At 62.1% G+C, this 13,937-nt stretch carries 15 protein-coding genes; 8 read left to right on the forward strand and 7 right to left on the reverse strand.

Annotated elements, in window-relative coordinates; all coding sequences use genetic code 11:
- Positions 1-10 precede the first annotated feature (10 nt).
- Positions 11-181, forward strand: coding sequence for a hypothetical protein (locus tag LZ518_RS01485; RefSeq protein ID WP_249914284.1), 171 nt, complete (start codon positions 11-13; stop codon positions 179-181).
- Positions 182-312: 131 nt separating this feature from the next.
- Here LZ518_RS01485 and LZ518_RS01490 read toward each other — a convergent pair whose 3' ends face one another.
- On the reverse strand, positions 313-1,584 hold the full coding sequence (locus tag LZ518_RS01490) for an MFS transporter (RefSeq protein WP_249914285.1): 1,272 nt from the start codon (positions 1,582-1,584) through the stop codon (positions 313-315).
- Between the two features lie 81 nt (positions 1,585-1,665).
- Between LZ518_RS01490 and pgsA the strand changes: the two genes are divergently transcribed.
- Both pgsA and katG read left to right on the forward strand, forming a co-directional pair.
- Positions 1,666-2,235 (forward strand): CDP-diacylglycerol--glycerol-3-phosphate 3-phosphatidyltransferase, encoded by a 570-nt coding sequence (pgsA, locus tag LZ518_RS01495; protein ID WP_249914286.1) that lies wholly within the window; start codon positions 1,666-1,668, stop codon positions 2,233-2,235.
- A gap of 158 nt (positions 2,236-2,393) precedes the next feature.
- The gene (gene katG, locus LZ518_RS01500; protein WP_249914287.1) at positions 2,394-4,625 is read left to right on the forward strand and encodes a catalase/peroxidase HPI; all 2,232 of its coding nucleotides are present in this window, start codon (positions 2,394-2,396) and stop codon (positions 4,623-4,625) included.
- Positions 4,626-4,695: 70 nt separating this feature from the next.
- On the opposite strand, the gene LZ518_RS01505 is transcribed toward katG, so the two are convergent.
- Together LZ518_RS01505 and LZ518_RS01510 are read right to left on the reverse strand one after the other, a co-directional pair.
- Positions 4,696-5,667, reverse strand: coding sequence for a hydrogen peroxide-inducible genes activator (locus tag LZ518_RS01505; RefSeq protein ID WP_249914288.1), 972 nt, complete (start codon positions 5,665-5,667; stop codon positions 4,696-4,698).
- Positions 5,668-5,829: 162 nt separating this feature from the next.
- On the reverse strand, positions 5,830-6,576 hold the full coding sequence (locus LZ518_RS01510; protein WP_249914289.1) for a sulfite exporter TauE/SafE family protein: 747 nt from the start codon (positions 6,574-6,576) through the stop codon (positions 5,830-5,832).
- A 164-nt stretch (positions 6,577-6,740) separates the two neighbouring features.
- Here LZ518_RS01510 and epsC point away from each other — a divergent pair, with 164 nt between their 5' ends.
- Complete coding sequence (gene epsC / locus LZ518_RS01515) at positions 6,741-7,427, forward strand: serine O-acetyltransferase EpsC (RefSeq protein WP_249914290.1); 687 nt, start codon at positions 6,741-6,743, stop codon at positions 7,425-7,427.
- Positions 7,424-7,768, forward strand: coding sequence for a DUF2794 domain-containing protein (locus LZ518_RS01520; protein WP_249914291.1), 345 nt, complete (start codon positions 7,424-7,426; stop codon positions 7,766-7,768). The genes epsC and LZ518_RS01520 overlap by 4 nt, the downstream gene beginning before the upstream one ends.
- On the opposite strand, the gene LZ518_RS01525 is transcribed toward LZ518_RS01520, so the two are convergent.
- Positions 7,746-8,852, reverse strand: a complete 1,107-nt coding sequence (locus tag LZ518_RS01525) for a hypothetical protein (RefSeq protein WP_249914292.1) — start codon at positions 8,850-8,852, stop codon at positions 7,746-7,748. The genes LZ518_RS01520 and LZ518_RS01525 overlap by 23 nt on opposite strands.
- Positions 8,853-9,042: 190 nt before the next feature.
- The gene (locus LZ518_RS01530; protein WP_249914293.1) at positions 9,043-9,339 is read right to left on the reverse strand and encodes a glycine zipper 2TM domain-containing protein; all 297 of its coding nucleotides are present in this window, start codon (positions 9,337-9,339) and stop codon (positions 9,043-9,045) included.
- Positions 9,340-9,564: 225 nt separating this feature from the next.
- Between LZ518_RS01530 and LZ518_RS01535 the strand changes: the two genes are divergently transcribed.
- The gene (locus tag LZ518_RS01535) at positions 9,565-10,809 is read left to right on the forward strand and encodes an SAM-dependent methyltransferase (RefSeq protein WP_249914294.1); all 1,245 of its coding nucleotides are present in this window, start codon (positions 9,565-9,567) and stop codon (positions 10,807-10,809) included.
- Here LZ518_RS01535 and LZ518_RS01540 read toward each other — a convergent pair.
- A complete protein-coding gene (locus LZ518_RS01540; protein ID WP_249914295.1) occupies positions 10,806-11,525 on the reverse strand; it encodes an SDR family NAD(P)-dependent oxidoreductase in 720 nt (239 codons plus the stop codon). The two genes, LZ518_RS01535 and LZ518_RS01540, sit on opposite strands and share 4 nt — an antisense overlap.
- A 9-nt stretch (positions 11,526-11,534) precedes the next feature.
- Positions 11,535-12,983 (reverse strand): amidophosphoribosyltransferase, encoded by a 1,449-nt coding sequence (purF, locus tag LZ518_RS01545; protein ID WP_249916465.1) that lies wholly within the window; start codon positions 12,981-12,983, stop codon positions 11,535-11,537.
- A 95-nt stretch (positions 12,984-13,078) separates the two neighbouring features.
- Between purF and LZ518_RS01550 the strand changes: the two genes are divergently transcribed.
- Both LZ518_RS01550 and LZ518_RS01555 read left to right on the forward strand, forming a co-directional pair.
- Positions 13,079-13,486, forward strand: a complete 408-nt coding sequence (locus tag LZ518_RS01550; RefSeq protein WP_249914296.1) for a hypothetical protein — start codon at positions 13,079-13,081, stop codon at positions 13,484-13,486.
- Between the two features lie 50 nt (positions 13,487-13,536).
- Entirely contained in the window at positions 13,537-13,935 is a 399-nt protein-coding gene (locus LZ518_RS01555; RefSeq protein ID WP_249914297.1) for a MerR family transcriptional regulator, read from the forward strand.
- Positions 13,936-13,937 lie beyond the last annotated feature (2 nt).

Consider the following 13,937-nt stretch of genomic DNA (forward strand, 5'->3'; position numbering starts at 1 on the left):
AGTATTTCGGATGCGGATCGAAGAAAGCCTTTCCCGCGAGACTCATGCCCGCCCGTTCGGGCGCAAGGGCATGGCCGTCACCATGCCGGCCGCACCGCGTTCCTCGCTGGTTGACGACATCAAGCTGTTCGCGCTGACTTTCGCCTGCGGTTTTCTGTTTGTCAGCTTATATTTGGCCTAATTGCAGCCGGCGCGGAGTGAATCCGCGCCGTCAGTCGGCTCCGCTATCGCGGGCCGCTGGCCGGCATTCGCGCACTCTGCACGCAATTTTGCCTTGCTCCGCAAAGCTGCAATTGCGCTCGGGCTCTCTGCTCAATCACAGGCCAGATGTAGCTTCCAGCCGAGCCATGCGGCGATTATGCACATCGCCGCGACCAGCAGCAGCTGACCGATCGGCCCGACGCCGAAGCTGCTCAAGGAGAAGGCGACCACCGACCCGCCGACCATCGCCCCGCTGTTGACGATGTTGTTTGCCGCCACCGTCCGCGCCGTCTGCGACTTGTCGACGGTGGTAGTCAGGAAAGCGTAGAGCGGCACGACGAACATGCCGCCAAAGATGGCGACGCCGAGCAGCGCGGCAATCATGAAGCCGGCGCTGGGGTGGAAGATGAAATTGCCCAGCGTCGTCAGTTCCGGGCCATGCTCGCCCCAGTTCGACGCCACCAGGTAGAGCAGCAGTACGAATAGCGCCATCAGGATCACCGACGGCGAGGCGAAGCGGGCCGAGACCTCGCTTTTAAGCAGCCGGTTGATGGCCACCGAGCCGATGGCGATGCCGATCGAGAAGATGGCGATGAACAGGCTTGCGACCTGCTCGTCGGCGCCGAGCACATTCTTCACCAGCGGCGGAAAGATGATGATCAGCACCGCGCCGATCGTCCAGAAGAAGCTGATTGCCAGAATTGCGAGGAACAGCCGGCGGACGTGCATCGTCTCGCTGACCAGGCTGATCGAAGCGCGGACAATGTGCCAGTCAGGTTTTACACGCTCCGCTGCGGGAGGGGCGGGCGGCACTTGCATCCCGGACAGCAGGCCGAGGACGGCGATGGCGATAGTCGCGATCACGGCGAACAAGGCGGTATCGGCAAGGATCCCGGCCAGGATCGTCCCGCCCAATATGGCGATATAGGTGCCCGCTTCGACCAGTCCGGTGCCGCCCAGCACCTCATCCTTCTGAAGGTGTTGCGGAAGGATGGCGTATTTGATCGGGCCGAAGAAGGTCGAATGGACTCCCATCCCGAATACGGCCGCCAGCATCAGCGGAATATTCTCAAGCAGCAGGCCGGCGCCGCCGACGATCATGATCAAGATCTCGGCCATCTTGATGATGCGGATAAGGCGCGACTTGTCATGGTCGTCGGCCAACTGCCCGGCCAGCGCCGACAGCAGGAAGAAGGGCAGGATAAACAGCCCCTGCGCGATCGCGCTGAACTGCGCTTCGCGGGCCGAATCCGAATAGAGCTGGTAGGTGACAAACAGCACGACGCCCTGTTTGAACAGGCTGTCGTTGAAGGCGCCAAGGAACTGGGTGGTGAACAGCGGGAGGAATCGCCGTGCGCGAAGCAAGTGGGTAACGTTCTGCATCAAGGCGGCGGTACTCTCAGGGGTTCGATCGCTGGCATAGCCAGCTTTGCGCGGGCAACCAAACGCTATAACGAGTGGCCAATGTTGACGCTGCCCAACCTGCTGACGCTGTCGCGGATCCTGGCCGTGCCAATCCTGGTGTTCCTGCTGTGGAAGCCGGCTCCTTATGATTATTTGATTACATTCATGCTCTACTGCGTGGTCGGCATTACCGATTATTTCGACGGCTATCTGGCCCGGGCGCAAGGCAAGATTTCCAGGCTTGGCCAGTTCCTCGATCCGATTGCCGACAAGATCATGGTTGCCGCGGTGCTGGTCATGCTGATGGCCTCGCGCGAGGCCGATGGCGATCCGCCGGTCATTCAGGACTGGGCGGTCATTCCGGCGCTGATCATCCTGCTACGGGAGATCATCGTGTCAGGCCTTCGTGAGTTCCTCGCGCCGCTCAACGTTTCGATGCCGGTTAGCCAGTTGGCCAAGTGGAAAACCACCTTTCAGCTGGTTGCGCTCGGCGCCCTGATCCTCAGCGGTGCTTTCCCAGGCGAACTTTGGATGCACATGGTTGGCCTCGCCAGCCTGTGGGCCGCGGCCGGGCTGACGCTGGTGACCGGTTACGACTATTTGCGCATCGGTATTAAGCACATGGATTAGCTGCGCATGGGGAGCAGCCGGTTACGACATGCCCCCGGCATGTCGCACTGCGGCTGCTACTTATCGATTTTCCAACTTTCTCTGACGAACTTAACTCGTTTCCTCCCGTTCTGAGCGAGGCCTAGCGTGGCCGCGATTTTCGAACAGGAGCTGGAAACATGGACGCAAAGACAGGCGAGTCGGGTGGCTGCCCGATCGGCAAGAGTGCAGCGCGCTCGCTGCTTGGCCGTACCAACCGCGACTGGTGGCCCGATGCGCTGCCGCTCGACATCCTTCATGTCGGTAACGTGTCGCCCGACCCGATGGGTGACGACTTCGACTATGCCGAGGCGTTCAAGAAGCTCGACTATCAGGGCCTGAAGCGGGACCTGACCGCGCTGATGACCGACAGCCAGCCGTGGTGGCCGGCGGACTATGGCCATTATGGCCCGTTCATGATCCGCATGGCTTGGCACGCCGCCGGCACTTATCGCACGGCCGACGGGCGCGGCGGCGCCAATAGCGGCAATCAGCGTTTCGCCCCGCTCAACAGCTGGCCGGACAATGGCAACCTCGACAAGGCGCGGCGTCTGTTGTGGCCGATCAAGCAGAAGTACGGGAAGAACATCAGCTGGGCCGACCTATTTATCCTTGCCGGCAATGTGGCGATTGAATCGATGGGCGGGCCGACCTTCGGCTTTGGCGGCGGACGGCCGGACATCTTCGAGCCCGAGCGCGACGTTTATTGGGGCGCCGAGGAACAGTGGGTCGAGGCCTCCGAGACCCGAATCCAGCCCGACCGTGAATTGGAGCTGGAGCATCCGCTCGCGGCGATCCAGATGGGCCTCATCTACGTCAATCCAGAAGGTCCGGGCGGCAACCCCGACCCGCTGCAATCGGCGCGCGACATCAAGATCACCTTCGAGCGCATGGCGATGAACCATGAGGAAACCGTCGCGCTGACCGCCGGCGGTCATACCTTTGGCAAGGCGCATGGCGCCGGCGACGCCAGCCTGGTCGGAGATTCCCCCGAAGGCGCCGATATCGCGCTCCAGGGACTTGGCTGGGCCAGTGCCTTCGAAAGCGGCGTCGGCGAGCATACCATCACTAGCGGAATCGAAGGCGCGTGGGTCAATACGCCGACCGAATGGTCGGAGAATTATTTCCGACTGCTGCTCGACTATGAATATGAGCTGGTGCGCTCGCCGGCGGGTGCCCAGCAGTGGCAGCCGATCGACCAGCGCGAAGAGGATAAGGCGCCCGCGGCGCACGATCCATCGAAGCGTGTCCCGACGATGATGACCACCGCCGACATGGCGCTGAAGGTCGATCCGGAATTTCGAGTCATCTCGGAGAAGTTCCGCAACGACCACCAGGCGTTCAAGGACGCTTTCGCCCGCGCCTGGTTCAAGCTGACCCATCGCGACATGGGGCCAAGGGTCCGTTACCTCGGTCCGGAAGTTCCGTCGGAAGACCTCATTTGGCAGGATCCGGTTCCCGCCGGTTCCATGCCGTCGGCCGGCGACGTCGCAGCGTTCAAGGAAAAGATCCTCGGCGCTGGCTTGAGCATTGGCCAGCTGGTCAAGACCGCCTGGGCTTCGGCCTCGACCTACCGCAAGACCGACCATCGAGGCGGATCGAACGGTGCGCGCATCCGTCTTGCCCCGCAAAAGGATTGGGCCGTCAACGAGCCCGAGGAGTTGGGCAAGGTGCTGGCCAGAATCGACGAGCTGCGCGGGTCGCTGTCCATGGCCGATGCGATCGTCCTTGCCGGCACTGCCGCGGTCGAAAAGGCGGCGAAGGATGCCGGCTATCCCATTGCTGTTCCCTTCACCGGAGGGCGCGGCGATGCGACGCAGGAATGGACCGACGTCGAGAGCTTCGAGGTGATGGAACCGGCGGCCGACGGCTTCCGTAATTACCTCAAGACCAAGCATTCCGTGCGTACCGAGGAACTGCTGATCGACCGCGCGTCTTTGCTCGGGCTGTCAGGGCCGGAGATGGCTGTGCTGCTCGGCGGGCTTCGCGTTCTTGGCGCGAACCACCAGGACGCCGACCATGGCGTTTTCACGAAGCGTAAGGGCCAGCTGACCAACGACTTTTTCGTCAACCTGCTCGACAATGACACCTTCTGGGAAGTGATCGACGACAGCGGCGACGAGGAGTTCATCGGCAACGAATATGGCGGTGAGCATGACACTTGGCGCGCGACCCGCACCGACCTGATTTTCGGATCGAACAGTCAGTTGCGTGCAATAGCCGAGGTCTATGCCGAGAATGGCAACGAAGAGAAGTTTGTCCGCGATTTCATCAAGGTCTGGACCAAGATCATGAATGCAGGTCGCTTCGATCTGACCCAGAGCGGGTCGGCATCGGGAGCGGCCGCACTAGAGCCGGCGTTGGCCAAATAGCCGGCGTTGGAGTCCGCAGCGCCCCTTCCTCCCCTCCCCGGGGCGCTGCGGACTCTGAGTATGGGCCGGCTTAGTCGGCGACCCGTAGAATGATCGGCTCCATCGGCGCCGGGCCGTCGATCGAGGCCAGCCGCGGGGCGATCGAGGCGGCAATCAGCCGAAGGGCCTCGGCGAGCAGCTGAAACTCTTCCTCGCGCGGGCTTGAACGGCGCCAGACCAGTGCGATCCGCCGGAATCCGTGGGCCGATTGCAGTGCCCTGGTATCGACGTCGGTGCCCTCGAGGATCCCCGCATCGATCGCCATCGCCGGGAGGAACGTAACTCCAAGCCCATTGTCGACCATCTGCACCAGCGTGTGCAGCGATGTGCCCATCATCGTCGCTTCGGCGCGAAGCTCGGGCCGATTGCAGGCGGCGAGGACATGATCCTTCAGGCAATGCCCATCCTCGAGCAGCAGCATCCGCTCCTCGTCGATCGCATCGGCCCGAACCGATGCACCGACCGGGGCCTCGCCGCGCGGATAGGCAACGTAAAGCTGGTCGTCGAACAGCATCGCCTTGTCGACTTCGCCGCACCCGAATGGCATCGCCAGCAGCACGCAATCGAGGTGGCCGCGGTGGAGCGCGTCGCACGCGGCCTGGCTGGTCTCTTCGCGCAAATATAGCTTGAGCTTGGGCCATTGGCTCCTGAGGCGCGGCAGCATTGCCGGAAGGAGGAAAGGCGCGATCGTCGGGATGACGCCCATGCGGAGCTCGCCATGCAATGGTTGGCCCTCGATCCGGGCGATGTCGGCAAGCTCTTCGGTCTCGCGGATCACTCGGATTGCCTTGTCCGTGACCTTCTGGCCCAGCGGCGTGAACCGGACGACGCGGCGCGTTCTCTCAACCAGCGTCACTCCGAGAAGCGTCTCGAGCTCCCGAAGGCCAGCCGATAGCGTCGATTGGGTGACGAAGCAGGCGTCCGCCGCCTTGCCGAAATGCCCATGCTGGCGGAGCGCCACCAGATATTGCAGCTGCTTGATCGTCGGAAGATAGGCTGTCATCGATAAATCCAATCAATCCGATTGATATAATCAGTTTGAACGATTGGAGCTAGTCGCTTACCCAAGAATCAGGAACTACTGCTGTGTTCGCGACGCGGGGGCAGCAGAGGCGGCGGGAGCGTTCTCCCCTTATGAAGCTCCCGCCGTCACCTTTCCGTCAGGTCAGGCAAGGGCGCGGTAGAGGCCGTAGACGCTGATCAGCGTCAGCAGCGCACCGACGAAGGTCAACAGCGTGTCGGCGTTGACCCGCTTTGCGATCCACGCGCCGAAGGGGGCGGCGCACACGCCGCCGATGAGGAGGCCAAAGGTGGCGGTAGTGAATGCCTGCCAGCCAAGCGTGGCTATGAACGTCGCTGAGATGGTCACCGTCAGGAAGAACTCGGCGGTATTGACCGTTCCTATCGTCTTGCGCGGGTTGCTTCCCTGGACCAGCAGGTTCGACGTGACGATGCCGCCCCAGCCGCCGCCCCCGGCCGCGTCAAGAAAGCCGCCGGCGAACCCTAGTGGCGAGACGATCCGCGGTTGTTTCTCGGTATGGCGGTGCATCACGCCGCGATAGAAGAGGTAGAGGCCCAATGCCGTCAGGTAGGTGAGGACGAATGGCTTGGCGACGCTGGCATCGACCGAAGTCAGCACATAGGCACCAAGGACGCCGCCGATCACTCCGGGGATCACCAGGCGGAAGAACAAACGCCAATCGACGTTGCGATGAGCAACATGACTTATCCCCGAAACGGCCGTCGTAAAGGTCTCGGCAGTGTGGACGCCTGCTGACGCAGCCGCCGGCGGCACGCCTAGTGCGATGAGCAGTGTTGACGAAATTTGACCGAAGGCCATTCCCAACGCGCCATCGACCATCTGCGCCGCGAACCCGATCAGGATGAAGGGGACCAGGACCGCTGGATCCATCAGAAAATCCGTGGGAATGTGTGATCTCCACCCTGTTACCGACCATTAACTGCCGAAGATGCTGCGTTGCGGCAAGCGATTCCAGCGCTCGAAAAGGGCCGTCTGGCTTTTCATTACGGCCGTAACACCTTAAATTGGCAGCCTAGGTAACGAGGATTTTGCGTTTGGCTTCGACCCTGATCGAGTATCTGGACTCCGTTAAGGCCCGCGATCCGGCGGCGCGGTCGCGGTGGGAGATACTGTTATATCCTGGCGTTTGGGCGCTTGCCTTTCACCGGGTCGCGCACTGGCTTTACGGCGGGCAGCTGTTCTTCCTGGCGAGGTTCGTCAATCATTTCGCGCGGATGGTGACCGCAATAGATATCCATCCGGGCGCCAAGATCGGCGAGCATTTCTTTATCGACCACGGCTTCACCGTAATCGGCGAGACAGCCGAGATCGGCGATAATGTCACCATCTACCAGAATGTCACCCTGGGCGGCACCAACCCATCGACCGGTGTCGGGGGCAAGCGGCACCCGACAATTTGCTCTGGCGTGGTGATCGGCTCCGGCGCGCAGGTGCTCGGTCCGATCGAGGTTGGCGAGGGCGCCAAGATCGGTGCCAACTCGGTCGTCACCAAGGACGTCGAGGCGGGTGCGACTATGGTTGGCATCCCGGCAAGGCCGGTGCTGGTCGACGCGGTCCACTACAGCCCGGGTTTCGTTCCCTATGGCACGCTCTGTGGCGAGGATTGCGACCCCGGGCGTGTACGCCAGGTCGAGCTGGAAGAGCAGATCGACGAGCTTCGCCGTGAGGTGGCAAGTCTTCGAGCGCGGAACCAGCCCAAGCCGAAGGTCAAAAGCGCTTGAGCGTGGTGACGCCGTTTCCGCATCCGCGGAATCGGCGTCCTATTGCGGCATTTGATCGCGCCGAGCTGCAGCGCATTCTGGATCTCTACGGACGGATGGTCGCTGCCGGGCACTGGCGCGATTACGGGCTGTGGTTCGATCCCGACGTAGCGATCTTCGCTGCCTTCCGCCGGGCCGCGGAGCGACCCGAGGTCATAATTGAAAAGCGCCCCGAACTTCACTTGAAGCAGGGCGCCTACGCCTTGGTTTCGGAACATGGAGCGGTGCTCAAGCGGGGCCACGAACTCCATGGAGTGCTGGCCCCGCTTGAGCGACGGCTTATGCGGCTGGTGCGGGACTAGCCATTCGGTCAAGCAACGGCAGTTTCGACTGCAACGCCTCCGGCAGGCGACGTACCACCATCGAGCGGGCCTGGTGCCAGAAGGCCGACAGCAGCAGCAGTGCCGAACCGATCACCAGCGCGGTCAGGGCGATGTTGAGTTCGACTGCACCAACCTGCTTGAACAGTTCGCTGAGCGCATAAAGTACATATGCCAGCGCCGACACGAGCAGAGCGCGACGATCGATCGCCAGGGCCGTCAGACCGAGCGCGACATAGAGGGCGATGACCACGAGACCTTCGCCGATCGTCGCGGTGCCGTCGTTCAGACCGAGCAGGGTGAAGACCGGGTGGACGATCATCGGTGCGGCCAGCAGATGGAGCCAGAAGGCGACATCGCTTCGGCGGGTGACGCGGGCCTGATCCGATGAATCCCAGCGCATAGCGAAAAGAAACACGCCGATCCCGAGCAAGAGGACGAAGCCGAGAATCGCATTCTGGGATGTGGCGACCTCGCCCAGCATCGCGATCAGCAGCCCGACGGCAATGGCGGACACCGCGGCGGCGCCGGCGGCGACGGTGATTGGAACCCGAAAATTCTTCCAATGCAGCCAGGCCGCGCCTGCAGCGACCGCACCAGAGACTGCGGCGACGATGCCCCCCACGGATTCGCTTCCTTGCTGGAACGCATCCTGGCCAATGCCCAGCACGAGCGAAAAGATGACGGTCAGGAATGTGCCGCCGACAAAGGCGAGCAACAATAGGATCGAGGGCAGGGCCATGCGGCGCTTGGCGGTGAAGAACAGCGCGAGGCCCCAGGCAGTCGCTGCGACGAACAGAGGCGCGATCGGCGAGGGACCGTCAACGTCGACAATCAATCCAGCCGATTGACCGATCGATTGGCCGATCCAGCCAACCGCAAACAGCATGATCGCGGAAGCAATCGAGACAAAGATGTCATTGAAGCCGGTAATCAGGCGAAAATTCTCTTCGTCGACGGCCGGCGAAGCACGCTGGCTGTCAACGAAAGATCGAAGCGAAGCGGCAGCCTCTGCGCTCAGCGCGCCCGACGCCACGGCCTCGTCGAGATCGTTCTGGCTATACATGGACAATATCCTCTCTGATGCGCGTAACTCGCACAGGTGTATTATTGTGTCAATACAGCGTATCACGAATGACCGAGCGCTACCGAGCGATTGCCGGCGCAATCAGCCGCTTATGCTCGGGTGGTCAAGAAGGGGTGGCCGGCGCCGGATCAGGGGGTGGGAGGTGGCGCCGGCCGAGCTGAAATTGTCTTTAGTGGCAGCGATAGCCGCTTCGTTCGATTGAACGTCCGACCAGCGCACCCGCCGCAGCTCCAATGATGGTCCCTGTGGCGCGTTCGCCGTGGGTATCCACAGCGCGCCCGATCAGCGCTCCGCCTGCCGCACCGACGATGAGGCCGGTGGTCCCGTTCGGGCGCTTGCAGCGCAGCCGGCCATCTGAGTCCCGCCAGACCTTGCCGTGATAATATCCATCGCGAGCAGAGGCGACGCTGGGCAGGGCGGGGACGGTCAAGGTCGCGGCGCCAAGCACCAGCATCATCTTCCGCATGAAAACTCCGTGAAATATTGATTGCGTCGCTGGAAACGTCGGTGTCGGCAGCTTTGTTTCATGAAGCTTCGACGGCTGCCAAGCGGCATTAACCGTTGGAAGCGAAGTTAACGACGAACGGCGTGGCTCAGGGCGGCGGAAGGCCTGATGGGTATGCTGAACCTTTACGAGATAGCTATTTCGGCGTGCTTGCCATGGTGGCTGAGGCGAGGATAGGGCCGCGCAATGGCTTCACGAGGTCATCATCTGGTCAGGTCGGGGTTGCGGTTCGCCAACGGCAGCAGCCTGTTGGGGCGGCTGATCGGCCCGGCATTCGCGAGGTTGCTGGATCAGCTTCACGATCGGCTGGAGCAGGGAGGGATCGAGGCGACCCTGCCGGATGGGACCCGGCGCAGGATCGGCTTTCATCAGCCTGGACCGGTTGCGGTCGTCCACCTGCACAGCTGGCTGTCGCTGGTGCGACTGGCGACATCCGGTTCCGTCGGTTGGTATCGGGCCTGGGACAAGGGCGAATGGTCGTCACCTGACCCGGTCCCGTTATTCGATCTGTTCATGCGCAATGGCGCTTCGCTGGGCGAGATTGGCCGGGCGAAAGGGTCGGCCCGATGGTACAACCAATTGATCCACCGCCGCCGCGACAATGACCGGCGCATGGCCCGACGCAACATCGCCGCCCACTATGACCTGGGTAATGACTTTTATGCGGCCTGGCTGGACGCCAGCATGACCTATTCGTCGGCGCGATTTGCGGATGGCGACGATCTTGAAGCGGCTCAGCGACGCAAGGTCGCGATGCTGCTGGATCGCCTTCAACTGAAACCTGGCGACCGGTTGCTGGAGATCGGCTGTGGCTGGGGAACGCTTGCAATTGAAGCGGCAAAGCGCGGCGTGCGAGTGGTCGGCCTGACCTTATCTGCAGAGCAGAAAAGTTGGGCAGAAGAAAAAATTGCAGCAGCGAAAATGTCTGCTCAAATCGAAATTCGGCTGCAGGATTATCGTGAGATTTCCGAGCAATTCGATGCAATCGCCTCGGTCGAGATGGTCGAAGCGGTCGGCCAGCGCTGGTGGCCGGCCTATCTCGACTCCATCGCCCGCAACCTGAAGAGCGGTGGAAGGGCGGCGATCCAGCTGATCTCGATCGATCACCGGATCTTCAGCGGCTATTCGCGCAATCCGGACTTCATCCAAGCCTATATTTTTCCGGGAGGCATGCTGATCGACGAACCGGCGTTCGAAGGTCTCGCCCGCGCACGCGGGCTGAGCTGGGACGACCGGACAGGCTTTGCCATCGACTATGCCGAAACGCTGAAGCAGTGGCGCCAACGCTATGACGCCGCGGTACGATCAGGGCGCTTGAATGGCTTTGGCCAGAAATTCCATCAATTGTGGCGCTACTATCTAATGTACTGCGAAGGCGGGTTTCGCGGCGGCGGGATCGATGTCGCTCAGGTGACCATGGTCAAGGCTTAGGCGTCGACGCGCGATCGGCTGCCCGTCGATGCTTCGCCGGCCAGCAGGTCAACAATCGCCGCCGCAACGACCTCGGGACCCTTCAGGCTTTCCGGTTCCTCGCCCGGGAAGGCCAGCTGGCGCATGCGGGTGCGGGTTGCGCCAGGGTCGAGGATCTGGACCCGCAGGCGACCGGCGTGTGCGGTCTCGTCGGCATAGGCGCTGAGAAGCGTGTCGAACGCAGCTTTTGAAGCGCCATATCCGCCCCAAAAGGCACGCGGCTCTTCGCCGACCGACGATGTAATTCCGATTACCTCAGCCTTGTCTGCCCGGCGCAAAAGCGGATCGAATGCAGCGATCATCGCCTGGCTCGAAAAGACGTTGAGCTTGAAGACGCGTTCGAGCTCCTTGGGATCGAGATGCTCAACCGGCGACAAGCTGCCGAGCATGGCGGCATTGAGCACCAGAATATCGAGACTTCCCCACCGTTCGGCAACGGCTTGAGCGAGCTTGCCGATATTCTCGGAATCAGAGAGGTCCATCGGCGCAATCGTCGCCGAGCCGCCGGCGGAATGAATTCGCTCTTCGACCTGCTCAAGCGATTGGGCGGTGCGCGCGGTCAGGATGACGTGTGCGCCGGCCGCAGCCAGCGCTTCGGCGGTGGCCGCGCCGATGCCGCGGCTGGCCCCGGTGACAAGCGCAAGCTTGTCCGTAAACGGCTTGGAAGATTCGGTCATGCCGCTCCCTTAGCGGCTTGCGACGAGACTTAAAGGCTTGAGCTTGCCATCCTTGTCGCAGTCGGTGAGCGTCGTCGGATAGTCTCCGGTGAAGCAGGCATCGCAGCGCTGCGGAACGGTGCCGTCGCGCTGATCGCCAAGCGCGCGGTAAAGTCCATCGATCGAGACGAAGGCCAAGCTGTCGGCGTTGATGTAGCGCCCCATCTCGTCGACGTTCATCTGGCTGGCGAGCAATTTGGACCGCTCCGGCGTGTCGACCCCGTAAAAGCAGCTGAACTTGGTCGGCGGCGAGGCGATGCGCATATGCACTTCCTTCGCGCCGGCATCGCGCATCATCTGCACGATCTTCACCGATGTCGTGCCGCGGACAATGCTGTCATCGACCAGCACCACCCGCTTCCCTTCGATGAGGGCGCGGTTGGCATTGTGCTTCAGCTTGACGCCCAGGTGGCGGACTTCCTGGCTTGGCTGAATGAAAGTCCGGCCGACGTAGTGGGACCGGATGATTCCCAGTTCGAATGGGATGCCCGATTCCTGGCTGAAACCAATGGCAGCAGGCACGCCGGAGTCCGGGACCGGGACGACAAGGTCGGCTTCGACCGGGGATTCGCGAGAAAGCTCCGCTCCGATTTTCTTGCGCACCTCATAGACTGAGGTGCCCTCGATGATGCTGTCGGGCCGCGAGAAATAGACATGCTCGAAGATGCACGGCCGCGCCTTGGCCGGTGCGAACGGCCGGAAGCTGCGCACCCCGCTTTCATTGACGATGATCAATTCGCCCGGCTCGACATCGCGGAGATAGCTGGCGCCGATGACGTCGAGCGCGACGGTTTCGGAGGCAAAGATGGTTGCCTCGCCGAGCTTGCCCATCACCAGTGGACGGATGCCGAGCGGGTCGCGACAGGCGACGAGGCCTTCGGGGGTCAGGCAAAGTAGCGAGTAAGCGCCTTCGACCTGCCCAAGCGCGTCGGTCAGCCGATCAAGCGGCGTCGCATAGCTGGAAGTGGCGACCAGGTGGATGATGACCTCGGTGTCGCTAGTCGATTGGAAGATCGATCCGCGCCGGATCAACGCGGCGCGCAAGGTCATGGCGTTGGAAAGATTGCCGTTGTGGGCGACCGCAAAGCCGCCTTCGGCGAGATCGGCAAACAAGGGTTGGACATTGCGAAGGGCGGTTTCGCCGGTCGTCGAATAGCGGACGTGGCCGATCGCGACCTTGCCCGACAATTTGCGGATAATGTCGTCTCGGTCGAAATTTCCGGCGACATGGCCCATGGCGCGATGGGCGTGATAATTGGTCCCGTCGAAGCTGACGATACCGGCCGCTTCCTGTCCGCGATGCTGCAGGGCGTGGAGGCCCAGCGCAACGAAGCTGGAGGCGTTCTCTGCGCCCCAGATACCGAAGATGCCGCATTCCTCGCGAAGTTTGTCGTCGTCGAATGGATTGGTGGTCAGCATTTTTTCGCCCGAATCCCCGGTGTTTGGCGCGATATAGGTGATGGCCGGCCATTTGTCGCCTTTCACCTGTCTCAAAGCTGAAACATAATGCCCCGATGCGCTCCATCATCGCCCTTGGCCTATTGCTGGCCGCTTGTTCGAAACAAGCTGCCGAACCCGGACTGACGCCGGGCACCTTCGCCGGCGAGGGGCGCGATCGCTTGTGCATCGCCGGTGAAAGCGGTGCGCTCCGCGCGGGCCTGATCACCTACGGCAAGGGCGATGTGAATTGCTCTGTGTCGGGCAGCGCGCTGAAGGCCGGCCAGGGCTGGATACTGGTCCCGAAGGGTGAGGGCGATTGCCGTATCCCGCTCGAAATCGAAACCGACGTCGTCCGCATTGGGCAGCTTCCCGCGGCCTGTTCCTATTATTGCGGTCCTGGAGCGTCGATGGACAACAAGAGTTTCCGCCGTGACGCCGCCGCTTCATCGGCTAAGGATGTGGCCGGAGATCCACTCTGCTAGTTAGCCGACGCGTCGCTTGACCTTTACGGAAACGTAAAGTAAACCAAGCCATGCTTCAGCACAAAGAACATCATACGATCGGCGAGCTGTGCGACGAGTTTGGCGTGACCGCTCGAGCTTTGCGCTTCTACGAGGATGAGGCCCTGATCTCGCCTGAGCGGCGAGGAACCCAGCGACTTTATACCGACAGGGACCGCGCTCGCCTGGCATGGATCCTGCGCGGCAAGCGGGTCGGCCTCAGTCTCGCCGACATCAAGGAGCTGCTCGACCTTTACGACGTCGGCGACGGCCGCCGCACGCAGCGGCTCAAGACGATCGAGCGCTGTCAGGCACGGGTCGACGGCCTGAAGCGCCAGCAGGTCGATATCGAAGTGACGATCAAGGAGCTGGAGGGATTCATCGCACTGGTGAAGACCCAAGACCCCGAACTTTCCGCCCAGGAGAAATAGCC

It is taken from the genome of Sphingomonas brevis (assembly GCF_023516505.1).
GTDB lineage: Bacteria > Pseudomonadota > Alphaproteobacteria > Sphingomonadales > Sphingomonadaceae > Sphingomicrobium > Sphingomicrobium breve.

Coding starts and splice junctions, on each gene's coding strand:
- LZ518_RS01555 (WP_249914297.1), top strand. CDS start 13,537: ATGCTTCAGCACAAAGAACATCATACGATCGGCGAGCTGTGCGACGAG.
- LZ518_RS01490 (WP_249914285.1), bottom strand. CDS start 1,584: ATGCAGAACGTTACCCACTTGCTTCGCGCACGGCGATTCCTCCCGCTG.
- LZ518_RS01525 (WP_249914292.1), bottom strand. CDS start 8,852: ATGTATAGCCAGAACGATCTCGACGAGGCCGTGGCGTCGGGCGCGCTG.
- LZ518_RS01485 (WP_249914284.1), top strand. CDS start 11: ATGCGGATCGAAGAAAGCCTTTCCCGCGAGACTCATGCCCGCCCGTTC.
- LZ518_RS01550 (WP_249914296.1), top strand. CDS start 13,079: ATGCGCTCCATCATCGCCCTTGGCCTATTGCTGGCCGCTTGTTCGAAA.
- LZ518_RS01535 (WP_249914294.1), top strand. CDS start 9,565: ATGGCTTCACGAGGTCATCATCTGGTCAGGTCGGGGTTGCGGTTCGCC.
- LZ518_RS01510 (WP_249914289.1), bottom strand. CDS start 6,576: ATGGATCCAGCGGTCCTGGTCCCCTTCATCCTGATCGGGTTCGCGGCG.
- purF (WP_249916465.1), bottom strand. CDS start 12,983: ATGCTGACCACCAATCCATTCGACGACGACAAACTTCGCGAGGAATGC.
- pgsA (WP_249914286.1), top strand. CDS start 1,666: ATGTTGACGCTGCCCAACCTGCTGACGCTGTCGCGGATCCTGGCCGTG.
- LZ518_RS01505 (WP_249914288.1), bottom strand. CDS start 5,667: ATGACAGCCTATCTTCCGACGATCAAGCAGCTGCAATATCTGGTGGCG.
- LZ518_RS01530 (WP_249914293.1), bottom strand. CDS start 9,339: ATGCGGAAGATGATGCTGGTGCTTGGCGCCGCGACCTTGACCGTCCCC.
- LZ518_RS01540 (WP_249914295.1), bottom strand. CDS start 11,525: ATGACCGAATCTTCCAAGCCGTTTACGGACAAGCTTGCGCTTGTCACC.
- katG (WP_249914287.1), top strand. CDS start 2,394: ATGGACGCAAAGACAGGCGAGTCGGGTGGCTGCCCGATCGGCAAGAGT.